The sequence below is a fragment of the Filimonas lacunae genome, assembly GCF_002355595.1.
Taxonomy (GTDB): Bacteria; Bacteroidota; Bacteroidia; order Chitinophagales; family Chitinophagaceae; genus Filimonas; species Filimonas lacunae.
Genome location: NZ_AP017422.1, coordinates 5,955,667 through 5,978,150, shown reverse-complemented (window position 1 = coordinate 5,978,150; position 22,484 = coordinate 5,955,667). Strand labels below are relative to the sequence as shown.

Genomic DNA, 22,484 nt, shown 5'->3' with positions numbered 1-22,484 from the left:
CTTGTTCTGCTAAGCATTACATTTGTTAACAGTAAAATTAGGCTATGAAAGGTTTGTTTGCTATAATATTATTGGTGGCAGGAAGTATGGTTCAGGCGCAGAAAATCACTTATTCCGAACCGGACAGGGATGATGTACGCAACCTGAATTTTGAAGTAATTGGCAAAATGAACGGTCATTTCCTGGTGTACAAAGGCTACCGGGACAACCATTCTATTACCGCGTATGACGATAATATGAAGGTGGTAGAGAAGCACGACCTGGATTTTATTCCTAACCGTTCGTTAAATGTGGATTTCATCAATTACAAAGACTATTCCTACCTTTTTTACCAATACCAGAAAAAAAGCATTGTGTTTTGCATGGTGGCCCGTTTGGATGCCGATGGTAAGCTGGTGGGGCAGCCGGTGATACTGGATACCACAGAAATTAACTATTCCTCCAGTAAAAAGCTGTATACCCTGATAAACAGCGAAGACAAGCAGCGGATAGGAATTTTAAAAATCAACTCTAAAAATGACCGTAACCACCTGGTTACGCTCAGCTTGTTTGGAGGTGACCTTAGCTTGCTGAAAAAAGGCACGGTAGGGGTGCCGATGGAGGAAAAAAACTCCTTTATTAATGAGTTTGTACTGAGCAATGACGGCGATCTGGCCTTTTTAAGACCCGCCGGAAGTTCACAAAATGATAATATCACCCAGCTGCATTTGCTGGTGAAAAGAGCGCAGGCGGACTCGCTGGAAATGTACCCGGTAGACCTGATGAAGCTGTTTATGGATGATATCCGCCTGAAAGTGGACAACGTTAACAAACATTATCTGGTTACCTCTTTTTTCAGTAAAAGCAAGCGCGGAAATATTGACGGGCTGTATTGCAGTATATGGGATAAAAACAATGGAGCGGTTATTTCTAACATTAATACCATTTTCAGTGACGAGTTTCGCAATGATGCCAAAGGCGATGGCAGCACCAAAACGGCATTTAACGACTATTTTTTACAGAATATAGTGATGCGTAAAGATGGTGGCTATGTTATTTCGGCCGAAAGCGTATATACCTCTGCCCGCAATGGGGCTAACAACCGTTGGGATTACATGAATGGTTACGGATATGGCTACGGCTACGGCTATCCTTATATGTCGCCTTACAACAACTATTACTATGCTAACCCTTTTAGCAATTATTATTATCCCTGGGGGCGTTATGGTGGAATGGGCGGTTTCCAGGTGAACCGTTACTTTGCCGATAACGTAGCTATTTTATCGTTCGATTCTACCGGTAACATGGAATGGGCTAATACCATTCGTAAATCGCAATACGACGATAATACCGATAATTACCTGGGCTATGGCACCATGCGTTCAGGTAATGAGATACATTTTATTTTCAACCAATTGGAAAAAAGAAACTTACTTTTAACAGACCAGAGCATTACAGCTGATGGTCAGTTAAGAAGAAGCCCAACCTTTAAGAACCTCGATAAGGGATACAATTTTATGCCCAGGTTCGCCAAACAGGTAAGCAGTTGGGAGATGATTGTTCCTTGCGAGTACAGAAATTATATTTGTTTCGCAAAAGTGGAATTTTAATCATCAAAACACTAAGTGGTATCGAGATTCCGTGAAAACTCATCCGGCGTTATTTTTTGGTTGCTCTTGCTTAGCATAGGGCTACATGTGTCTTTTTTTCAGCATCCACCCGAAATTATAGCTGCACAGGGCACCGGCGCATTGGGCGGTATGTTTTATTTGCTACCGCCATTACCTCCTATTATACTGGTATTGGTATATCATGCCCTTATCGTGTTTCAGGCTTTACGCTTAAATCATATTGCCAGTGAGCTGCGCCTTTACCCAAAGGTAGCTTATGTAGTGGGGATGACTTATATACTGCTTACCGCTTTGTTTGAGCAATGGGCGCATATAACCCCGGCATTGATATGTAATAGCCTGTTAATATGGTTGTTTGGTAAAATGGTACGTCTCCAGGAGGTGTCTTTAACCCGGCCGGTGATTTATAACATAGGTATGATCGCCGGTCTTTCGGTAGTACTATATCACCCGGCCGTTACACTGGTGTTGCTTTGTCTGTTAGCTCTGGCCATTTTGCGCCCTTTTCATCTGAACGAATGGTTTATTATGCTGCTGGGAGTGGTTACTCCCTTTTATTTTTTAATAAGCGTACTGTTTTTAAGTAACAGTCTGGAAGATATATGGTTATACATCCCTGAATGGAGCTGGCATTTGCCTTTGCCAGCCCACGGGCTTAAAACGTTATTGGCCACCGCTATTTTATGGGGTGTATTGTTACTGGTGGGCATTTATTTATGGCGGTCGCATGCCAAACGTACCCTTATACAGGTGCGTAAGGCATGGGCGGTGCTTTTGTTCATGCTGCTGGTGCTGCTGCCGGTAATGGTTATTTGTAAAGATGCCGGCTTTGAATCTGGCATCATGGCCATGGTGCCTGCCGCGGCCTTTATTGCCGGCATTTTCCTCTTCCCGCGCCGCACCTGGTTGCCTGCGCTGCTTTTCTGGTTGTTAACACTGCTTTCGCTCTATAATACTTGGCAACATTAAAAAAGGCCCTAACTTTACCCCCTTAGTCGAAAACGCCGGTATAATTAAGGTGTTCGACGACCAGATCAATAGTAATAGTTTTGCTTTTAGGCTTAAATTAACAATTGTGAATGGTACCAAGTATGGGATTAATCAGTCTTTATATTAGAACGAAAAACGAGTACAAAATGAAAAAAACTATTGCTTTATTCTCTTTATTGCTGGTGTTGACTGCCGGAGTGAAAGCGCAAATCAGTGATCCTGTAAAATGGACTTTTACCGCTAAAAAGAAAGCTGCTAACACTTACGAAGTGGTAATCAGCGCTGTATTTGCCAAACCATGGCACGTGTATTCCCAAACAACCCCTGATGGCGGCCCTATTCCTACTAAAATCACCTTTAAGAAAAATCCACTGGTAACAGTAGATGGCAAAGTGAAAGAAGTAGGTACCATGAAAGTGAGCCACGACGAAAACTTTGGCGTTGATGTAAAATACTACAGCGAGAAAGTTGATTTTGTGCAGGTAGTGAAAGTAAAAGGAAATGTAAAAACCAGCGTTGCAGGTATCGTAGATTACATGACTTGCGATGATAGCCAGTGTTTACCACCTACCAAAAAAGAGTTCAGTATCCAATTACAGTAATCCATTTCCAGCCCTAATTGATGAAGAAAATATTGATGATCGTGCTTATAGCAACGATCGGAATTATACAAACAGTGGCTGCACAGGATAAGCCTGTGCAGCTTGCTTTTACTGCAGTAAGAACCAATGACAGCATTGTTACCCTGCAGGTAAAAGCCAATATCGCAAAAGGGGTAAAACTCTTTTCGGTAAAAAAACAGAATGAAGAAGATGCATTTGTATCTTCTGTAGAGTTCGACTCGGTTAAAACAGCCCGTTTTGTCCGTACAACCGATGTGCCTGTTGAAAAGGGTAATCTGCAAACAGAGAAAGACACTTCTATTCCTGCCGAGTTTCATTTTTTTACCGACAGCGTAACATTTGAATATGTATTACATGTTCCGGCTACAGATACAGCGGTAATTAAGATGGCTTTCAATGGCATGGCAAAAACGCCTGATGGAGAATTTCCACCAGTTAATGAAGAGTTCTCTAAAACAGTGTTACCTGCGGCTGCCGGATCAACCGGTGGAGATGCAGCAGAGCCTGCACCTATTGCAGATGGCCTGGGTGCTACGTTTCTTTTGTGCCTGATAACAGGTTTACTGGCGGTAATCACCCCTTGCGTGTTTCCGCTGATACCTGTAACGGTTAGTTTCTTCCTGAAAAAGAGTGCAACCCGTGCAGAAGGTGTACGTAATGCCCTTACTTACTCACTGTCTATCATTCTTATTTACACTATTCCTACTTTAATACTCACCATGATTTTTGGTCAGAGCGTTTTGTATACCATTTCTACAAGCGCTGTTTCCAATCTGTTGTTTTTTACAATATTCCTGGTGTTTGCTATCTCTTTCTTTGGTGCGTTTGAATTAACGCTGCCCAGCAGTTGGGCCACCAAGGCAGATGAAAAAGCAGGTAAGGGTGGTTTTATAGGGGTGTTCTTTATGGCACTTACCCTGGTAATTGTAAGCTTCTCCTGTACAGGTCCTATTGTAGGTACCCTGTTAGGACAAACCAGCAAAAGCGGCATTGGCCTGAAACCTATTTTAGGTATGCTGGGCTTTAGCCTTGGTTTGGCATTGCCCTTCTCTTTATTTGCCCTGTTCCCATCTATGCTCAAGTCGCTGCCTAAAAGCGGTGGCTGGTTAAACAGCGTAAAAATTGTATTTGGCTTTGTAGAGCTGGCATTAGGCTTGAAGTTTTTATCGAATGTTGACCTGATTTATGGCTGGCATTTACTGGACCGCGAAGTATTTCTGGCGCTGTGGATAGTGCTGGCAATTCTGTTAGGGTTGTACCTGTTAGGCAAAATCACCTTCTCGCACGATAGCCCTATGCAGCATGTAAGCATACCACGTTTGTTCCTGGCTATTGCTTCGTTCAGCTTTGCGGTATACCTGACGCCTGGTATGTGGGGTGCGCCTTTGAAAGCCATGAGTGGTTTATTGCCGCCTTCTGCTACGCAAGACTTTAACCTGGATGAGCTGCAGTATAAAATAGGCAATGGTGGTGCCAGTGCTCCAGCAGCTGCGGGTACTACTTCTGCTGCCGAGCCGCCTAAAAAGCTGGTAAATGAACTGCATGTGCCTTATGGGCTGGTAGCTTATTTCGATTTGAAAGAAGGTATGGCTGCCGCTAAGGCTTTACACAAACCTGTTATGCTTGACTTTACCGGTCACTCCTGCGCTAACTGCCGTAAAATGGAGAATGACGTATGGAAAGATCCGGAAGTATTAAAGCGTATGAAGGAAGATTTTGTGTTAATCAGTTTGTATGTAGATCATCCGACTGAATTACCGGAAGAAGAGCAGTACACAGATAAAGACGGTAAAAAAATCACCACCGTGGGTGCCAGAAACCTGGATTACGAGATTACCAAGTTCGGCTTTAACGCCCAGCCTTTATACATGTTCCTGGACCTGGAAGAAAAACCTTTAAGCGACGTGAAATATGGTTACGATGGTGACAAGAAGAAATTCATTGATCACCTCGAAAAGGTAAAAGAAGAATTTAAAAAGAGATAATCAAAAAATCCCCGCCATTTGGCGGGGATTTTTTGTAATGGCTTATTGTAACTGTAAATCGGTTTGTAGCTGGGTCACGGTTTCGCGTATGATAGTAGTGGCATCGTGTATCATTTCCGGAATAGCTTCTACATTTACATTCAACCGGGCGCTTTTTTCTATCAGCTTTATCAGCCGGGTGCCTTCTATCACCCGCATGGCTTCTATGGTAGACTTTAGCTTATGGGCTGCCTTGCCAATATTTTCCAGGTTGTTTTCGGCTAATGCCTGGTGTAACTCTTCCAGTCCGCCATTAGCGCTGGATACAAAAGAACGGCACAACCGTTCCTGCAATGCCTGGTTGCCTTTGGCTACCTGGTTAATAAAGCCCAGATCGTATAATCTTTCTGTGGACATTAGGCGTTTTCGTTGCTGTTACCATTGTTATTATCCGCCAGCACTTTTTCTATAATATCATATAAATCTTCCTCTTTAAAAGGCTTGGGAATAAAGGCGTTCATACCTGCTGCCAGGTAGCGACTCTCTTCTCCTTTTAAGGTGCTGGCGGTTAATGCTATAATGGGAATGTTTTTCTTTTTACTGTCTGCCATGCTTCTGATGTAGGTGGTTGCTTCCACGCCATCTTTTACAGGCATTTGTATATCCATCAAAACAATATCAAAGTCTTCTTTTTCTAATAGTTCAATAGCTTCCTGACCATTAGATGCGGTTTTTGATTCAAAACCGAGGTATTGTATTACACTGCGTGCCAATAACTGGTTTATCGCATTGTCTTCTGCCAACAGCACTTTTAAATTACCTAACCTGTTAACCACGCTAATAGATTTTTTATCGTTTGGTAAGGTTTCAGGGTCGGAGAATTTCTGGTAAACGATATTAAAATGGAAGGTACTGCCTTTTTTTGGTCTGCTTTCTACCCATATTGTTCCATTCTGCAAACTTATTAACTTTTTGGTGAGCGCAAGGCCCAGGCCTGCGCCAGCATATTGCTTTTTCCTGCTATCGTGCGCTTGTATAAAAGGTTGAAATATTTTTATCAGTTTGTCTTCGTCAATACCAATGCCGGTGTCTTTTACCGAAAAATGCAGGGTAACATCGAAGGTCGATTCGTTTTCTATTTGAGCGCAGATACTGATTGCACCTTCGTGCGTAAATTTTACAGCATTACCTACCAGGTTTTCCAGTACCTGTGCCAGCCTGCCGGCGTCGCCAATGGCAACATATTCGGGCGGAAGGCGATTGTCGAAAGCAAAGTCTATATTCTTATTTTCTGCTATCTCTTTATACAGGGTAATGGTATCATGCACACGGGTGGCCACATCAAAAGGAATGTGGTCAAACACAATTTCACCGGTGTTTACCTTTTCCAGGTCCAGGATATCTTCCAGGATGTTGAGGATATGCTCCGATGACTGTTGTATTTTATCCAGCACAGGTTGCTGTCGCAGGGCAGGCACGTTATTAATCAACTGGGCGGTGAGGTCTTTAATACGGGTCATGGGCACACGTATTTCATGGCTCATATTGGTTAAAAACTTCTCTTTTACGCGGGCGGTTTCTTCCACTATTTTTTTAGCTTCTTTCAGCTGCCGCTCAGCCTGTATACGATTGGTTACATCCTGTGCAAACGAAATGACGTAAGGCGCCATATCGCCTTCCGGATGTACTATTTTATAGTTTTGGAACAACAGGTAAATACGCCGGCCGGAATGCGTGTTAAAGCGGAAAAGCCCCTTGGCGCGGTTACCGGTTTTAATGGTAGGTAAATAGGTGTCAGTAAACAAATGATGGTCCTGCTCAGGCAAAAAATCTTTCAGGTTTTTGCCAATCAGGGCATTAGCGGGCATTTCCATTACCGCACACAGGGCCGGGTTGGCCTTTTCTATGTTGCCGTTAAGGTCGTGCATGCAAATAAGTTCCTGGCTATAGTTAAACAGGTCTTTGTATTTGACTTCGTTGAGTAACGCCTGTTCTTTGGTGCTTTCCTGTTCGGTAACATCCAGCGAATGGGCTATAAATATTTCCAGTTCTCCTTGCGGGTTATATACGGGGCTAAGTGTGCGTAACACGCTTCTCTCTGGTTGAGTGGTGGTAATTTGCTTTTCCAGCCAGGTATACGACTTGCCCTCGGCCTGCACTTTCTTAAATGCATTTCTACGGTCTTCCGTAACAGCGATGTCCTTACCTCTGAATACACAAAAATCAGCATCCGTTTTGCCCATCATCCAGTTACGTAAAGCCACATCTTTAATCGCTGCCGGGTTTACAAACTGGTAGCGTTGATCGGGCGAAAACACGGCAATTTCTGTAGACAGTGAATTCAATATAGTTTCATAAAAATCGCGCTGTTCGTTTAGTTTTTGCCGGGCAAGAATGCGTTCTGTTTCATCAGCATAGGTCCATAAATGACCAAAAAACTCGTTTTGAAAATACAAGGGGCGATGGCCGCGTACAATAATGCGCCCATCTTTTAAATGAATTTCATCGTTATCGGCTGGCTCCCGGCTATCATACAACTCATTAATCCGGCCCGAGATAGCCATAGCATCCACCATATCGCTGCTCAGCTCGCCCAGCAGGTCCAGGCTATTCCTGTTTGCCAGTTGCTGCGGCGATTGCGGCAGGTGAAACAACTGGCAAAACTGCTGGTTGGTAATAATGATGTTGCGTAACGAGTCTGTTACCAGTGTTGCATGTGGCATACTGGTAATGAGCATATTAAGCCACTCGTAGATGTGTGCATTAATATTCACGGCTGTAGATGTTTGCACAGGATCGGTTCGTTTCTTTGACAAAAAGCCCGGCAGATGATAAGGGCCGGAGGAGGAGGGCATTACTTTTTCAGTAGTATAGGAAACGGGATTGCTTGTTTCTGCACAGTTTAATCCTGTGGCAACCGGCTTTACCAGCAGGGTGCTATTAATAAGGATTTTAAGTTGCTGATGAAGATTAATGTTCATGTTAATTAGGATAGGGCCAAATTCTGTATCAATATACTCTTTTTTATCAGCAATCAGAAACTAATTGTCAGGCAATTTTGCTGGGATGCTTGTACAGTACGAGTTCCCCGTTGTTAATCATGCGATAAATGGTTGATTTTCCAATTTCCAGTATCTGCGCCACCTTCATTACGTCATACTCGTTATTATCCAGGCAATGCTGAATAATACGGCAGGTATGCTGTTTCAGGCTTAATGAAACGCCCAGCGGATTCAACTCCTCTACACGCGTAGGCATTTGCACGTCTTCTAAGTGTTCCGGTAAAATAGCGTCTGTGTTACTAAGCACACAGGCCAGTTCTACCAGCGATTTCAGCTGGCGTATATTCCCGGGGAAAGGGTGTTGTAATAACTGCTTTTTCGCTTCTACAGATAACTGCTTTTCGGTGAGGCCGTTTTCCTGGCAAAAAGCATCTATAAAAGATTTTGCTATCAATAGAATGTCATTACCTCTTTCACGTAAAGGAGGCAATAAAATAGGCAGGCCCAATAAGCGGTAATACAGGTCTTCTCTAAAGGTGCCCTTCTTTACTTCGGCCAACAGGTTTTTGTGAGTGGCTACCAGAATGCGAACATCAATTTTTACAATCTCATTACTGCCTATGCGGGTAATCTCTTTCTCCTGTAAAACGCGTAGTAATTTGGCTTGCAGGTTAATGTCCAGCTCGCCAATTTCGTCCAGGAACAGTGTACCTTTATGGGCTTCTTCAAATTTGCCGATACGCCTGCTTACAGCGCCGGTGAATGAGCCTTTTTCGTGGCCAAACAGTTCCGATTCAATCAGGTCGCGCGGAATGGCGGCTATGTTTACGGCAACAAAAGGCTTGTTTTTGCGGGGCGAATTAAAGTGGATGCTTTTGGCTGCCACCTCTTTACCTGTGCCGGTTTCGCCGGTTATGCTTACGGTAATGTTGGTGGCGCTGGCTTTTTCCAGCAAATCGAATACCCGTTTAATAGCAGGGCTGGTGCCTATCATGCTTTTAAACTTAAAGTCGTATTTACGTGCCACTTCTGTTTTCAGTGATTCCAGTTCGCGTTTGCGGGCGATATCTTTTTTTAACCGTTGCAACGAAATGCGCAGGCGGCCTTCTGTTTCTTCATTCTTTACAATGTAGTCATGGGCGCCTTTTTGCAACAGGTCAATAGCCACCTGTATTTCGTCCTGTCCCGAAATCATAATCACGTTGGTTTCGGGGCTTTGCTCTTTTATCTGTTGCAATAGTTTATCGCCGGTGCTATCCGGCAAGGAATAGTCCAGGGTTATTACATCGGGTTTCTCGTGCAGGCATTTTAACAGCTCTGTTGCTGAGTTAAACCGCTTAACCTGAAAATCGGGATTGAGCGATAAGTAATGCTCTACCAGGGAGCCATATAACGGATCATCTTCTACTACGTAAATGCTGCAGGTGTTCGTTTTCATTGTCCAGGTGTTTTCTCCTTAAACCGGGTAGTAAATATCGCTTTTTCTCTTGAAAACAGCCTGTTTTTGCCGCTGTTCCATTTTTCGTCAAAAGAATAGCTGATATAGTTATTTTTGTTTACATGGAAATAAACGATACCGCATTTGATCAGCTGGCGCATCTTTCGCGTTTGCAGTTCAGTGCAGCAGAGAAAGAAGAGATTAAAGGCGATTTACAGCGCATGATTGCGTTTGTAGAAAAATTGAACGAGGTAGATACTACCGGGGTGGCTCCTTTGTTACATATGAGCAGTGCTGCTAATGTGTGGAGGGAAGATGAAGTGAAGGGCTCTGTCACGAACGAAGAAGCTTTACTGAATGCATCTGATGCCCGTGATCAGTTTTTCAGAGTGCCAAAGGTGATTAAAAAATAGTTTGCCATCCTTAAACCAAATGCGCGCTTATGTCAACCTCTATCATACATCTGGAACAGATTGTTAAAAACTACTACATGGGTAGCCAGGCTATTCCTGTTTTAAAAGGTATATCACTGGATATTCATAAAAACGAGTATGTTGCGCTGATGGGGCCTTCGGGCAGTGGTAAAAGTACGTTGATGAACATACTGGGTTGTTTGGATACGCCTACGGGGGGCCGGTATGTATTAAACGGAAAAGATGTAAGCAAAATGCCGGATGATGAACTGGCCGAGGTGCGCAATGGCGAAATAGGATTTGTGTTTCAGCAATTTAACCTGTTACCCCGCCTTACGGCTGCGGAAAACGTGGCTTTACCACTGATATATGCCGGTATAGGCAAAAAGGAAAGACTGGAACGCGCCATGGAATCGCTGAAAAAAGTGGGGCTGGAATCGCGCAGCCATCACAAATCGAATGAGCTCAGTGGTGGACAGATACAGCGTGTGGCTATTGCCCGCGCGCTGGTAAACAACCCTTCTTTGTTGCTGGCCGACGAACCTACAGGCAACCTTGATTCTAAAACCTCTGTAGAGGTAATGGAAATATTCGGGCAGATACAGGCAGCTGGTAACACCGTAGTATTGGTTACACACGAAGAAGATATTGCAGCGCACGCGAAAAGGGTTGTGCGTTTACGGGATGGGGTAATAGAAACCGATAAGCTGAACGCAATAAGAGAAACTGTGCCTGGTGCACATTAAGCATATACAATGGCCTTTAAAATTTACACGAAAACAGGAGATGGGGGCAAAACTTCACTGATTGGTGGTACCAAGGTGCCTAAAAGCCATATCAGGATAGATAGTTATGGTACTGTAGATGAACTGAATTCGTACATAGGCCTGATAGGCGATTCTGTTACGGAGGAAGGTGTAAAGGCTATGCTGAAAGAGATACAGGACCGCTTGTTTACAGTAGGTGCTTCGCTTGCCTGCGATCCGGACAAAGAGCCGGCTATGCGTATGCCTGATTTAAAAGAAACCGATGTAACGGCACTGGAACAGGCTATTGATGCCATGAACGAGGTGCTGCCGGTAATGAAGCATTTTATACTTCCTGGCGGACATGTGGCTGTTTCTACCACCCATATAGCCCGTTGTGTTTGCCGCAGGGCCGAACGTATTTGTGTGGATATGCAGGTACAGGAATTATATATTGATGCACTCGTCATAAAATATCTCAATCGCCTGAGCGATTACCTGTTTGTGCTGGCGCGTTATATTGGCCACCTGTTACAGGTGCCGGAGGTGGCCTGGTTGCCACGTACCTGATTTATTCGCTGATAAGCCCGTCTTTCATATGCAACACCCTGTTGCTCATGCCAGCCAACTCTTCATTGTGGGTAACAATCAAAAAGGTTTGGTGAAACTCGTCGCGCAGTTTTACAAATAAATGGTGCATTTCTTTGGCATTGGTACTGTCCAGGTTGCCCGTTGGTTCATCGGCAAATATGATAGAAGGCTTGTTAATCAGTGCACGAGCCACAGCTACCCGCTGCTGCTCACCACCACTCAAGGCATGCGGCTTATTATCCTGCCTGTTTTCCAGCCCCAGGGTTTGTAGCAGGCGAATAGCTTCCTGCTCTACTTCTTTCTTCTTACGGCCGGCAATCCAGCCGGGAATACAGATGTTTTCCAGGGCGGTAAACTCCGGCAGCAGATGGTGAAACTGGAACACAAAACCCATATGCCGGTTACGGTAAGCGGCCAGCTTGTCGTTGCGGTATTGATGAACCGGCTCGTTATGCAGGTAAATTTCACCGCTATCGGCGGTGTCCAGGGTACCTATAATATGTAATAAGGTACTTTTGCCGGCACCGGAAGAGCCTATAATAGATACAATTTCCCCCTTGTTTACAGAAATATCCACGCCTTTCAGGACCTCTAACTGGTTATATTTCTTTTTAATATTAGTTGCTTTTAACATATTGCCATTCAGCCCATTTACCGGCGTTATCCACAAACTTAGCCGATTTTTAATTATTTATTTACATTGATGTATAAAGGCATTTTTGGTAATTTCAATGTAACTATTACTTTTGCGAAAATTTTTAGGTGTAATCCGCCGGTCGGATAACCCTTAAATAAACAATATTCCCAGATAAAACAAAATGTTTTGCTATGTTCTGGACATTAGAATTAGCCAGTTATTTGGAAGACGCACCCTGGCCAGCTACAAAAGACGAGTTGATAGATTATGCTATTCGTTCCGGTGCCCCTATTGAGGTAGTGGAAAACTTACAGGAGCTGGAAGATGAAGGTGAAGTGTATGAGAGCATTGAAGATATCTGGCCTGATTATCCAAGTCAGGAAGACTTCATGTTCAATGAGGACGAATATTAAGCAGTGTATGTAAAAAAGTTCAGCAGCCGCCCGAAAGGGGGGCTGTTTTCATTACTGCTAACTTACGTAACCGGTAACGGTTATGCTATCGAACACCAGCTATTCTCTCTCCATTTCGGCTCCATACTATTGGTTTTGCCCGGAAGTACCTCCGCTAACCGGGTGCGTACTTTAGCACGAATGGTGTGTACTGCAAACAAGCTGGCAAGTGCTGCACGGCAGCCTTTTTGTGCAGGGAAACAGGTGGTAAGTACTTACTACTCACCGGGTAGTATTTTCACGAGATAGGTAAGTGTTCTGGGATACTTTGTAAGTGCTTTTTGTGCACTGGCGGGTAATTGCAGGTAGCCGGCAGGTACTTTAAAAGCTTTTGTAAGCAACGGCAGGAAAATGGCAGGTACATTCAACCGCAGCGTAAGTACTTACGGCCGCTTTGTGAGTACTACATAAGGCTTTGTAGATGCCTACAAGCCACTTGTAAGTACATACAGAGCACATGGTAAGTACTTTCAACCGCTTCGTAAGTACTTACATAAGACCTTGTAAGTACCCGCAAACCACTTTGTAAGTACTTACAGAAGGCATTGTAAGTGCTTACAACCGCTTCGTAAGTACTTACAGAGGACGTTGTAAGTACCCACAAGCCGCCTTGTAAGTACTTACAGAAGATATTGTAAGTACATACAAACCACTTTGTAAGTACCTGCAGAGGACATTGTAAGTGCTTACGATCGCTTTGTAAGTACTTGCAGAAGGCATTGTAAGTGCTTACAACCGCTTCGTAAGTACTTACAGAAGACCTTGTAAGTACCCACAAACCACCTTGTAAGTACTTACATAGGACATTGTAAGCAGCTTTTTCTGCTTTTATTTACTGCTGATACGTGCATAAAAAAAGACCTCCTGCAATAGAAGGCCTTTTGTATACTTGAAAATCAACGCACTAATTTCCGATACCTGCCAGTTCCAGGCTTCTTTTCTTGATATTGCGCAGCTCGATGCTTTCAATAACAGGATCAGGAGACAAAATGAGGGAGATTCCGGAGGCTTTCCACCACTTGTTGGCTACCAGCTTCTCAAAATGAATAACACCCACTAAATAGTTCCTTTCCTGGCCACCGTGCCACTCTTCAATCCATTCAAAGTCTTCTTTGTTCACATCCTGGAGTTTGTCGAAGCTTACATAGGTTCTTACATAAAAGTCATGTGTAAGCTCACCAGGAGTGTGGTAGTATTTTTTCTTGTACTCGTACTTGTAATCGTAACGTAAAGCCGAAATATCGCTTAATACGGCAGAAGCGGTAGGGAAGCTGCCGGCGCCTTTTCCGTAGAAAAACTGCTTGTCGGCAAATCCGCTTTCAATTACCACACCGTTGTATTCATTTTTTACAAACGACAGCTGATCGTCCTGCTTTACAAACTGGGGCAGCACATAAGCGGCTACCTTACCGTTGCTCAGCTTTTGCGCCTGGCCTACCAGTTTAATATCGTAGCTTTTTTCTTTGGCTACTACCGCATCGCTTAACTGTATATTCTGAATGCCGCTGAACAGGATATTGGAAGGATGTTCTACAATACCATACGCGTGGCACAGCAGGATAGACCATTTGTTTACAGAATCGTACCCTTCTACGTCCAGTTTGGGATTGCTTTCGGCAAAGCCTAGTTGTTGAGCCTGTAACAGCGCTTCGTTAAACTCTTTTTTATCTTCAAACATCCGGGTAAGGATGAAGTTGGTGCTACCGTTGATGATGGCTTTAATACCATGCAGAAGATCGTTATCGTAATATTCTTCCAGGTTACGGATAACAGGAATAGAAGCGCAGGCGGCCGACTCACATAAGAAAGGAAGGCCGGTTTGTTTTTGAAACTCCAGAATTTCTGCCAGGTGTTCGGCAATCATTTTTTTACTGGCGCTTACTACGGCCTTGCCTTGTTGAAAAGCAACCGAAACTATGTCAAATGCTGCATCGGCATCATCAATAACCTCTACAATTACGTTAATCTCTTTATCGAATAACAGCTCGTTTTTATCAGCTGTAAAAAGTTCCTGCGGAGCGTTTCTTTTTTTGTCAGGGTTTTTAATGCAAACCTTTTTAATGGTTGCTTTCAGGGACGGGGTTTGTTGTAATACTTTGTAGAGGCCTTCGCCTACTACGCCAAAGCCGAAAAGACCAATGGTTAATTGTTTGTGTGCTTCCATTATTATATTAATTTATTAAAGCCTGTGTTGCTGTTACGGTATGTGATTGTTGCAAATGTTGCTGTAAGAAGTTGGTGATTAACCTGGTTATAACATCATACTCCAGTAAAAAACCATCATGGCCATACAGGGAGTCGATAATTTCCAGTTGTGCACCGGGTATATGTTGTGCCACAAAAGCCTGCTCGGCTGGTGGAAATAAAATATCTGAATTAATACCAATTACAAGTGTGTTAGCCTTTACACGTTGTAAAGCCTGCTGTGCGCTGGTGCGGTTGCGGCCTACATTGTGTGTGTCCATTGCTTTGCTGAGGTTGTAGTAACTGAACGCATTGAAACGGCGGGCTAGTTTTTCGCCCTGGTATTGCTGGTAGGTTTGTGCCCTGGCTACCTGCTCATCTACCGGTTTACCGGCGCTTTCGGCGGTATAACCTGCCTGCGACTGGTTATAGGTATCGTAATGCCTGTAGCTGAGTAATGCTATAGAACGTGCTACTTTCATGCCTTCGATACCGGCAGTATCGCTTTGCTGCTGCCAGGTTGGATCGGCTTCAATGCACTGGCGCTGGGTGGCGTTGAACGCAATGCCCCAAGGCGAGTGAAAGGCGTTAGTGGCAATAGGTACAATATTTTCGAACAAGAAGGGATCTTCTACAGCCCATTCCAGTAATTGCTGCCCGCCCATGGAACCGCCTATGCCCAGGAATACTTTACTAATACCCAGGCTTTTTTGCAGCAGCTGGTAGCTCCTGATCATATCGCGGGTAGTGAACAGTGGAAACTGGTGATAATAAGGTTCGCCGGTTTGCGGATTAGTGCTTAAGGGAGATACGCTGCCATAGCAGCTACCGGGCATGTTTACACAAATAATAAAATATTTATCTGTATTTAAAAATGCGTCGGGTCCCACCAGGCCTGGCCACCACTCAGCAGGATTGCTATTGGCGGTAAGTGCATGAAACACCCATATAACATTATCCTTTTCCTGGTTTAAGTGACCCCAGGTAGTATATGTTAAATGAAAGCCCTGAATTACTTTTCCTGATTCTAGTAAGAAGTCTTCTTTGTACGAAAAAACTAAGCTCAATTTGGTTTATTTTATTTACTTGTACTCGTTCTATGGTCACCGCTCAAACAAAGTGATCAGTTTTGCCTGAGCGGAGTTTTCATTATTTAACTATCTGCATATTCTTTTACCGCCAGCTTTTGCGTAATACTTGTAAATGCCTGGTCCAGATCGTTGATTAGATCATCTGTTTCTTCCAGGCCTACAGATAAACGGATAAGGCTGTCGGCTACACCAGCTGCCCTGCGTTTATCGGCGGGTATTGATTTATGCGTCATGTTGGCCGGATGACAAAGCAGGCTTTTTACACCGCCCAGGCTTTCGGCCAGTTTAAAGAATTTAGTATGGGTAACAAAAGCAATGGCAGCTTCTTCTGTGTTGTTCTTTAACGTAAAAGAAATAACACCGCCAAAGGCTTTGGATTGTTTTTTAGCAATATCATGGTTAGGGTGCGAGGCCAAACCAGGATAGAAAACCTTATCAACCTGCGGATGCTGCTCCAGGTAGCGCGCTATTTCCAGTGCATTGGCACTGTGCTGGCGCACACGCAGATGCAATGTTTCAATACCGCGTATTACCAGCCAGCTATCGAACGGGGCAAGTATGGCGCCGCTGGCGTTTTGTATAAATTTAATTTTATCGCCCAGCTCTTTTTCGCGTGTTACTACCAAGCCTGCAATTAAATCGCTGTGGCCACCCAGGTATTTGGTGGCAGAATGCACTACTATATCAGCGCCCAGTGTAAGTGGTAGCTGTAAAGCAGGTGACGCAAACGTATTATCTACACACAGTATACATCCGCTGGCTTTGGCAATAGCTGCAATAGCGGCTATGTCAGATATTTTCAGCGTAGGGTTAGTGGGCGTTTCCAGCCATATCAGCTTTGTTTGCGGCGTAATGGCATCAAATACATTCTCTGCTTTGGTGGTATCTACATAGCGTACACTGATACCAAACTTCTCGTAAATGTGTGTGAATAAACGAAAAGCGCCTCCGTAAATATCATCTACGGCCAGTATTTCATCCCCTGCCTTTAACAGTTTAATCACTGCATCAATAGCAGCTAATCCACTGCCAAAAGCAACTCCCGTGTGGCCTTGTTCCAGTTGTGCTACAATCTGTTCCAGGGTGGCGCGGGTAGGATTATTAGAGCGGGCATAATCGTAGCCCTTGTTAACGCCCGGTGCATCCTGCACAAACGTAGAAGTTTGATAAATAGGAACAGCTATGGAACCTGTTTGCGGATCTACCGGAATGCTGTGAATCAGTTGTGTTGCGTTACTCATTTTGTTTAGACATTTTGCCTGTTGGCAACAGGCGGTTATTAATTGATTAGACAGTAGTTATTCGCAATCACTCAGGTAAGAAGAGAGAAGGAGATAAGCGGGGGTAAACCGTTACAGGCGGGCATAAAAAAAGCCCATCCTGTAGTCAGATGGGCTTGAATATATTGTGCATTGCTGCTATGGAATCAAACTTTAAATCTGACTTATCTCTCATATACAATTGTATATGATGGAATTGGCACCTTTCACGCAAGCGTGTGGTTGCCAAGGCTTCATCGGGCCATATCCCTCTGCCTTTCTTGATAAGTGATGTTGAAAGAACTGGTGCAAAGATAAAGGCGCAATTAAATACGCGACAAATTTTTTTTAAAGGAATCCTTAAAAACTGCCACAAACGAGTGTTAGTAAGTGGATTGCTGAAAAAATAATCTAGTAAAGTGGTGGGGAATTGGTGAAACGTTCTATATTTGTCTACCGTATTAATAGGTTGTTTATACAAAAAAAGAGGTTTCATTGATGGTAAGTATAAGTTTACATATGCGTTGTTGTTGCTGTTGCAGCTGTTGTTAGGCCTGCATATGTTGCCATTTTATACGAACACTATCAATGAATTTATTATGCAAACGAGTACTACCAATTCCACGCTGGAATTACTACAAAAGACTACCAACACACCAGACATCCTCACAGCACTACGTAACATTAGTGATGCATTTCCCGGCGGTGTTATTTTTTCCACCAGTTTTAGCTGGGAAGACCAGGCCATTGCCCACCTTATTTTTTCCGAACAATTACCTATCGAAGTTTTTACGTTAGATACCGGCAGACTGTTTCCGGAAACCTATTCTACCTGGAGCAGTACCCTGGACAGATACAAAGAAAGGATCACCGCATATTATCCCGATGCACAGTTGTTGCAGGAGTTTATTGCAGAAAAAGGTCCTAATAGTTTTTATGAATCGGTTGATAACCGTAAGCGATGTTGTTTTATACGCAAGGTAGAGCCCTTGCAGCGTGCTTTACAGGGCAAGCAGGTATGGCTTACCGGCATACGTGCTGCGCACTCGCCTAACCGCACAGATATGACGCAGATAGAATGGGATGCATCTAACAACATTGCTAAATACCATCCTTTGCTGGATTGGTCAACAGAAGAACTGAAAGCATTTATAGCCTTGCACAATATACCTTATAACCCTTTGCACGATCGTGGCTTTGTAAGCATTGGTTGTGCACCCTGCACCCGTGCAGTGAAACCCGGCGAAGATTTCAGGGCTGGACGCTGGTGGTGGGAAGATGCAGATAAAAAGGAATGCGGTTTGCACGTACACAAATAGTGCCGGCACATATAAGGTAAAATGTATACAGGTTATGGGTTTGCAGATAGAATACAGGAGTTAGCCGATATAACAGAGATATAAAACGATGTGTTTGGATATTGAGTGTTGATTGGTTAACCTTATCGATTGAAAAAATTGCATACAATTAAATAAGTGGCATGTACGAATTAGATTATTTAGATCAGCTGGAGTCTGAGGCTATTCACATTTTTCGTGAAGTGGCAGGACAGTTTGAGCGACCTGCATTACTGTTTAGCGGCGGTAAAGATTCTATTACACTGGTGCACCTGGCTTTAAAAGCTTTTCGCCCTGGTAAGTTTCCTTTTCCATTAGTTCATATTGATACCGGACATAATTTTCCGGAAGCGCTTGCCTTTCGCGATCAGTTGGCAGCGCAGATAGATGAGAAGTTGATTGTGCGTAATGTGGGTGATACCATTAAGGCCAAAGGGCTTACGGAGCCTAAAGGCAAATTTGCCAGCAGAAACGCTTTGCAAACTTTTACCTTACTCGACACCATTGAAGAGTTTGAGTTTGACGCCTGTATTGGTGGTGCCCGCAGGGATGAAGAAAAGGCCCGCGCAAAAGAAAGGATCTTTTCGGTACGTGACGAGTTTGGGCAGTGGGATCCCAAGCGTCAGCGTCCTGAATTATGGAACACCTATAATGGTAAAATAAGCAAAGGCGAAAACGTGCGTGTGTTCCCTATCAGCAACTGGACGGAGCTGGACATCTGGAATTATATCCGTCGCGAGAATATCGAACTGCCTTCTATCTACTTTGCGCATGAGCGCGAAGTGTTGCAGCACGAAGGGCAACTGGTGGCTATTTCTGATTTTATTACCCTGGAGCCGGGCGACTCGGTAGTAACCAAAACCGTACGTTACAGAACAGTAGGAGATATGACCTGCACTGCGGCGGTGGAATCGGCAGCTTCGGACATTGATGGCATTATCAAAGAAATTATCGCCACCAAAACCAGTGAACGTGGCGAAACCAGGATTGATGATCGTGTATCGGAAGCGGCGATGGAAGACAGAAAGAAGAACGGATATTTTTAACATTCCTCATTCAACAGAAACAATATGGACATTTTACGTTTTATAACAGCAGGTAGTGTTGATGATGGCAAGAGTACTTTAATTGGCCGTTTATTATACGACAGTAAAAGTATTATGATTGACCAGCTGGAAGCAATTGAAAAACAAACCAAGAATAAAGAAGAAGGCGAGATAGATCTGGCTTTGCTTACTGATGGCTTACGTGCCGAGCGGGAACAGGGAATTACTATCGACGTTGCTTATAAATATTTTTCTACACCTAAGCGTAAGTTTATTATAGCAGATGCGCCGGGGCACATACAGTACACCCGTAACATGGTTACCGGTGCTTCTAATGCCAACCTCATCATCATTTTAATAGATGCCCGCACGGGTGTGGTAGAGCAAACAAGAAGGCATTCTATTATCGCTTCTTTACTGGGCCTGCGCCACGTAGTAGTAGCGGTGAACAAAATGGACCTGGTTGATAACTCGCAGGATGTGTTTAACAACATTGTAATTGATTATGCCAACCTGGCAAAATCGCTGGGGCTGGAAGATGTTACCTACATTCCTATCAGTGCATTAAAAGGCGATAACATTGTTGATAAATCTACCGATATCACCTGGTACGAAGGGCCGGCTTTGCTGGATGTGCTGGAAAATGTGCAGGTGCAGCATGATATAGATTTACAGCATGCCCGCTTTCCGGTGCAGTATGTAATACGCCCGCAAACAGAAAACCTGCACGATTATCGTGGGTATGCAGGTAAGCTGGTAAGTGGCGTATATAAGAAAGGGGATACCGTTACCGTATTGCCATCAGGCATTACTTCCACTATCAGTGCCATTGAAGTCACTGGTAAAGAAGTTGAAGAAGCGTTTGCACCACAAAGCATTATACTGCACCTGGCTGATGATATTGACATTAGCAGAGGGGATGTGATTGTAAAAAGCAACGATTTGCCACAGGTAGAGCAAGAGTTGGAAGTGCTGTTGTGCTGGATGGACAGCAAGCCACTGGCGGCCGGTAAAAAATACTTATTGCAGCTGAACAGCGCTGTGGTAAAAAGTGTGGTAAAAGAAATAGAATATAAAATAGATGTAAACACCCTGGAGCGTTTACCCGCTCCTGAACAGGCTGGTTTAAATGATATAGTAAAAGCCGTTATCAAAACCGCCAGGCCATTGGTATTTGATCAGTATAAAAAACTGAAAGTAAATGGTGGGGCTATTTTAATTGACGAAACCAGTCATGTTACCGTAGGTGCTTGCATGATTCAATAACAAGAACTGACTAGCATGAACAATTATCAACAACTGATTAAAGAACTGGTAGAAAAGAATCAGGGCAATTTTGCCGGTTATCCGAGCAAGCAGCTGGCAGCAGAATTTGCTGACAGGTTGTTCCAGTTTCTTTTTGGATACTCAAAAAAGCGTTTAAATAGCAGCCAGGAAGTTGAAAATGAATACCGGTTGTTGAAAAGTCACCTGCAAACCTTGCTGCAGGAAGTGATTCATGAAGCAGCTGTGATTGAAAAGGCAACAGAAGATTTTTTTGAAGCTATTCCCAACATATACCATGTGTTGCTGGAAGATGCCCATGCTATCCTGCGTACCGATCCGGCAGCCAAATCTATTGAAGAGGTGTTGATGGCTTACCCGGGGTTTTATGCTACGGCTATTTACCGCGTGGCGCACCAGTTACTGGTGTCGGATGTGCCGGTAATACCCCGTTTGTTAACAGAGCATGCACATAGCCAAACAGGTATTGACATTCATCCCGGTGCAGTGATAGGAAAGGCTTTTGCCATAGACCACGGAACAGGCCTGGTGATTGGCGAAACCACGGTAATCGGCGATCATGTGAAAATATACCAGGGTGTTACATTGGGGGCATTAAGCGTAGATAAGTCAAGAGCCAACATAAAGCGTCATCCAACGGTGGAAGATAATGTGATCATTTATTCAGGCTCTACCATCCTGGGCGGCGATACGATCATTGGCAGGGATAGCATTATAGGTGGTAACGTGTTTCTTACGTATAGTATTCCTTCTTCTTCGGTTGTTTACCATAAAAGTGAAATCAAAGTAAAAGACAATAACCCATTTCCTGAACCATTGAATTTTGTAATATGAAAGCAGGCAATATTTTAGCGACAATCGGAAATACGCCCCATGTTCGTATTAACCGTTTGTATGGCAGTGAAGCGAATGTGTGGATAAAGTTAGAGCGGGCCAACCCGGGTAATAGCATTAAAGACCGTATTGCACTGGCTATGATTGAAGATGCCGAGCAAAAAGGTTTTTTAAACAAAGACAGCGTAATTATAGAACCTACTTCGGGTAACACTGGTATAGGACTGGCGCTGGTAGCAGCAGTAAAAGGTTACCGCCTGATTCTGGTAATGCCCGAATCAATGAGTGTGGAACGCAGAAAGCTGATGGCTGCTTACGGGGCAGAGTTTGTGTTAACACCCCGCGAAAAAGGTATGAAAGGTGCCATTGAGCGCGCGAATGAATTAAAGGAGATTACACCGGGCGCATGGATTCCGCAGCAGTTTGATAACGCGGCCAACACAGAAATTCATCGCAAAACCACTGCACAGGAAATTTTAAATGATTTTCCCGAAGGCATTGATTACCTGATCACCGGTGTAGGTACCGGCGGGCATATTACCGGTGTGGCAGAAATACTGAAAGCTAAATTTCCGGCTTTGCAGGTGTTTGCTGTAGAACCTGAGTTATCGCCTGTGTTAAGTGGTGGTACACCGGGGCCGCATCCATTGCAAGGGATTGGAGCTGGTTTTGTGCCCTCTATTTTAAACACAGGTATACTGGACGGTGTGATCACGGTAACAAAGGATGATTCTTTTTACTATGCACAGCGCCTGGCAAAAGAGGAAGGCATTTTTGCAGGTATTTCAACCGGAGCGTCTTTAGCTGCTGTAGCGCAAAAACTGGCATCTGTTTCTAAAGGAGCTACCGTACTTACATTTAACTACGATACCGGAGAACGGTATTTGTCAATAGAAGGTTTGTATTAATATTTTTTTTCGATTGAAATAGTTACGGAAACCAGGTTTCCGCGAAACTAATTGCTTATTTATCCTACAAAAAAA

20 protein-coding genes and 1 riboswitch are annotated in these 22,484 nt (G+C 43.9%); of the genes, 13 read left to right on the top strand and 7 right to left on the bottom strand.

All coding sequences use genetic code 11. The features are described from left to right. Positions 1-44 precede the first annotated feature (44 nt). The 4 genes from FLA_RS23505 (at position 45) to FLA_RS23490 (ending at position 5,208) form a co-directional block, all read left to right on the top strand. Positions 45-1,589, top strand: a complete 1,545-nt coding sequence (locus tag FLA_RS23505) for a hypothetical protein (RefSeq protein ID WP_076374943.1) — start codon at positions 45-47, stop codon at positions 1,587-1,589. An 87-nt stretch (positions 1,590-1,676) separates the two neighbouring features. Beyond that, a complete protein-coding gene (locus FLA_RS23500; protein ID WP_076374941.1) occupies positions 1,677-2,579 on the top strand; it encodes a hypothetical protein in 903 nt (300 codons plus the stop codon). 167 nt (positions 2,580-2,746) lie between these two features. Further along, positions 2,747-3,202 (top strand): protein-disulfide reductase DsbD domain-containing protein, encoded by a 456-nt coding sequence (locus tag FLA_RS23495; protein ID WP_076374939.1) that lies wholly within the window; start codon positions 2,747-2,749, stop codon positions 3,200-3,202. A 20-nt stretch (positions 3,203-3,222) separates the two neighbouring features. Further along, positions 3,223-5,208: a protein-disulfide reductase DsbD family protein gene (locus FLA_RS23490; protein WP_076374937.1), complete on the top strand. Its 1,986-nt coding sequence runs from the start codon at positions 3,223-3,225 to the stop codon at positions 5,206-5,208. A gap of 42 nt (positions 5,209-5,250) precedes the next feature. Here FLA_RS23490 and FLA_RS23485 read toward each other — a convergent pair whose 3' ends face one another. The 3 genes from FLA_RS23485 to FLA_RS23475 all read right to left on the bottom strand — a co-directional run bounded on the left by FLA_RS23485 (position 5,251) and on the right by FLA_RS23475 (position 9,627). Continuing rightward, entirely contained in the window at positions 5,251-5,604 is a 354-nt protein-coding gene (locus tag FLA_RS23485) for an Hpt domain-containing protein (RefSeq protein WP_076374935.1), read from the bottom strand. Continuing rightward, complete coding sequence (locus FLA_RS23480; RefSeq protein ID WP_076374933.1) at positions 5,604-8,168, bottom strand: PAS domain-containing hybrid sensor histidine kinase/response regulator; 2,565 nt, start codon at positions 8,166-8,168, stop codon at positions 5,604-5,606. Before FLA_RS23480 ends, FLA_RS23485 begins: the two co-directional genes overlap by 1 nt. A gap of 67 nt (positions 8,169-8,235) precedes the next feature. Further along, on the bottom strand, positions 8,236-9,627 hold the full coding sequence (locus FLA_RS23475) for a sigma-54-dependent transcriptional regulator (protein ID WP_076374931.1): 1,392 nt from the start codon (positions 9,625-9,627) through the stop codon (positions 8,236-8,238). Positions 9,628-9,749: 122 nt separating this feature from the next. Here FLA_RS23475 and gatC point away from each other — a divergent pair, with 122 nt between their 5' ends. The 3 genes from gatC to FLA_RS23460 are packed head-to-tail and all read left to right on the top strand — an operon-like array spanning position 9,750 to position 11,356. After that, entirely contained in the window at positions 9,750-10,040 is a 291-nt protein-coding gene (gene gatC / locus FLA_RS23470; protein ID WP_076374929.1) for an Asp-tRNA(Asn)/Glu-tRNA(Gln) amidotransferase subunit GatC, read from the top strand. Positions 10,041-10,069: 29 nt separating this feature from the next. Next, positions 10,070-10,786 carry an ABC transporter ATP-binding protein gene (locus FLA_RS23465; RefSeq protein WP_076374927.1) on the top strand — a complete coding sequence of 239 codons (717 nt, stop codon included), beginning with the start codon at positions 10,070-10,072 and terminating at the stop codon, positions 10,784-10,786. Positions 10,787-10,795: 9 nt separating this feature from the next. After that, positions 10,796-11,356: a cob(I)yrinic acid a,c-diamide adenosyltransferase gene (locus tag FLA_RS23460; RefSeq protein WP_076374925.1), complete on the top strand. Its 561-nt coding sequence runs from the start codon at positions 10,796-10,798 to the stop codon at positions 11,354-11,356. A gap of 1 nt (position 11,357) precedes the next feature. Here FLA_RS23460 and FLA_RS23455 read toward each other — a convergent pair whose 3' ends face one another. Then, positions 11,358-12,011 (bottom strand): ABC transporter ATP-binding protein, encoded by a 654-nt coding sequence (locus tag FLA_RS23455; protein WP_076377250.1) that lies wholly within the window; start codon positions 12,009-12,011, stop codon positions 11,358-11,360. 194 nt (positions 12,012-12,205) lie between these two features. Here FLA_RS23455 and FLA_RS23450 point away from each other — a divergent pair, with 194 nt between their 5' ends. Next, positions 12,206-12,427 carry a DUF2795 domain-containing protein gene (locus FLA_RS23450; protein WP_076374923.1) on the top strand — a complete coding sequence of 74 codons (222 nt, stop codon included), beginning with the start codon at positions 12,206-12,208 and terminating at the stop codon, positions 12,425-12,427. A 943-nt stretch (positions 12,428-13,370) separates the two neighbouring features. Here FLA_RS23450 and FLA_RS23445 read toward each other — a convergent pair. The 3 genes from FLA_RS23445 to FLA_RS23435 all read right to left on the bottom strand — a co-directional run bounded on the left by FLA_RS23445 (position 13,371) and on the right by FLA_RS23435 (position 16,982). Next, complete coding sequence (locus tag FLA_RS23445) at positions 13,371-14,630, bottom strand: homoserine dehydrogenase (RefSeq protein ID WP_076374921.1); 1,260 nt, start codon at positions 14,628-14,630, stop codon at positions 13,371-13,373. Positions 14,631-14,637: 7 nt separating this feature from the next. Then, on the bottom strand, positions 14,638-15,717 hold the full coding sequence (locus FLA_RS23440; RefSeq protein WP_076374919.1) for a homoserine O-acetyltransferase family protein: 1,080 nt from the start codon (positions 15,715-15,717) through the stop codon (positions 14,638-14,640). 86 nt (positions 15,718-15,803) lie between these two features. Next, on the bottom strand, positions 15,804-16,982 hold the full coding sequence (locus FLA_RS23435; protein ID WP_076374917.1) for a trans-sulfuration enzyme family protein: 1,179 nt from the start codon (positions 16,980-16,982) through the stop codon (positions 15,804-15,806). 200 nt (positions 16,983-17,182) lie between these two features. Next, positions 17,183-17,291, bottom strand: a riboswitch (SAM riboswitch). A gap of 158 nt (positions 17,292-17,449) precedes the next feature. Here FLA_RS23435 and FLA_RS23430 point away from each other — a divergent pair. The 5 genes from FLA_RS23430 (at position 17,450) to cysK (ending at position 22,409) form a co-directional block, all read left to right on the top strand. Then, on the top strand, positions 17,450-18,319 hold the full coding sequence (locus FLA_RS23430) for a phosphoadenylyl-sulfate reductase (RefSeq protein ID WP_231940319.1): 870 nt from the start codon (positions 17,450-17,452) through the stop codon (positions 18,317-18,319). A gap of 161 nt (positions 18,320-18,480) precedes the next feature. Further along, positions 18,481-19,383 (top strand): sulfate adenylyltransferase subunit CysD, encoded by a 903-nt coding sequence (gene cysD / locus FLA_RS23425; RefSeq protein ID WP_076374915.1) that lies wholly within the window; start codon positions 18,481-18,483, stop codon positions 19,381-19,383. A 24-nt stretch (positions 19,384-19,407) separates the two neighbouring features. Continuing rightward, a complete protein-coding gene (locus FLA_RS23420) occupies positions 19,408-20,649 on the top strand; it encodes a sulfate adenylyltransferase subunit 1 (protein WP_076374913.1) in 1,242 nt (413 codons plus the stop codon). Between the two features lie 15 nt (positions 20,650-20,664). Continuing rightward, on the top strand, positions 20,665-21,501 hold the full coding sequence (locus FLA_RS23415; protein WP_076374911.1) for a serine O-acetyltransferase: 837 nt from the start codon (positions 20,665-20,667) through the stop codon (positions 21,499-21,501). Continuing rightward, positions 21,498-22,409 (top strand): cysteine synthase A, encoded by a 912-nt coding sequence (gene cysK, locus FLA_RS23410; protein ID WP_076374909.1) that lies wholly within the window; start codon positions 21,498-21,500, stop codon positions 22,407-22,409. The genes FLA_RS23415 and cysK overlap by 4 nt, the downstream gene beginning before the upstream one ends. Positions 22,410-22,484: the final 75 nt, after the last annotated feature.

Excerpts from the sequence above, each read along its gene's own strand:
- FLA_RS23450 (WP_076374923.1), top strand. The coding sequence starts at position 12,206 with ATGTTCTGGACATTAGAATTAGCCAGTTATTTGGAAGACGCACCCTGG.
- FLA_RS23495 (WP_076374939.1), top strand. The coding sequence starts at position 2,747 with ATGAAAAAAACTATTGCTTTATTCTCTTTATTGCTGGTGTTGACTGCC.
- FLA_RS23490 (WP_076374937.1), top strand. The coding sequence starts at position 3,223 with ATGAAGAAAATATTGATGATCGTGCTTATAGCAACGATCGGAATTATA.
- gatC (WP_076374929.1), top strand. The coding sequence starts at position 9,750 with ATGGAAATAAACGATACCGCATTTGATCAGCTGGCGCATCTTTCGCGT.
- FLA_RS23415 (WP_076374911.1), top strand. The coding sequence starts at position 20,665 with ATGAACAATTATCAACAACTGATTAAAGAACTGGTAGAAAAGAATCAG.
- FLA_RS23480 (WP_076374933.1), bottom strand. The coding sequence starts at position 8,168 with ATGAACATTAATCTTCATCAGCAACTTAAAATCCTTATTAATAGCACC.
- FLA_RS23485 (WP_076374935.1), bottom strand. The coding sequence starts at position 5,604 with ATGTCCACAGAAAGATTATACGATCTGGGCTTTATTAACCAGGTAGCC.
- FLA_RS23435 (WP_076374917.1), bottom strand. The coding sequence starts at position 16,982 with ATGAGTAACGCAACACAACTGATTCACAGCATTCCGGTAGATCCGCAA.
- FLA_RS23465 (WP_076374927.1), top strand. The coding sequence starts at position 10,070 with ATGTCAACCTCTATCATACATCTGGAACAGATTGTTAAAAACTACTAC.
- cysD (WP_076374915.1), top strand. The coding sequence starts at position 18,481 with ATGTACGAATTAGATTATTTAGATCAGCTGGAGTCTGAGGCTATTCAC.
- FLA_RS23445 (WP_076374921.1), bottom strand. The coding sequence starts at position 14,630 with ATGGAAGCACACAAACAATTAACCATTGGTCTTTTCGGCTTTGGCGTA.
- FLA_RS23455 (WP_076377250.1), bottom strand. The coding sequence starts at position 12,011 with ATGTTAAAAGCAACTAATATTAAAAAGAAATATAACCAGTTAGAGGTC.
- cysK (WP_076374909.1), top strand. The coding sequence starts at position 21,498 with ATGAAAGCAGGCAATATTTTAGCGACAATCGGAAATACGCCCCATGTT.
- FLA_RS23505 (WP_076374943.1), top strand. The coding sequence starts at position 45 with ATGAAAGGTTTGTTTGCTATAATATTATTGGTGGCAGGAAGTATGGTT.
- FLA_RS23420 (WP_076374913.1), top strand. The coding sequence starts at position 19,408 with ATGGACATTTTACGTTTTATAACAGCAGGTAGTGTTGATGATGGCAAG.
- FLA_RS23475 (WP_076374931.1), bottom strand. The coding sequence starts at position 9,627 with ATGAAAACGAACACCTGCAGCATTTACGTAGTAGAAGATGATCCGTTA.
- FLA_RS23460 (WP_076374925.1), top strand. The coding sequence starts at position 10,796 with ATGGCCTTTAAAATTTACACGAAAACAGGAGATGGGGGCAAAACTTCA.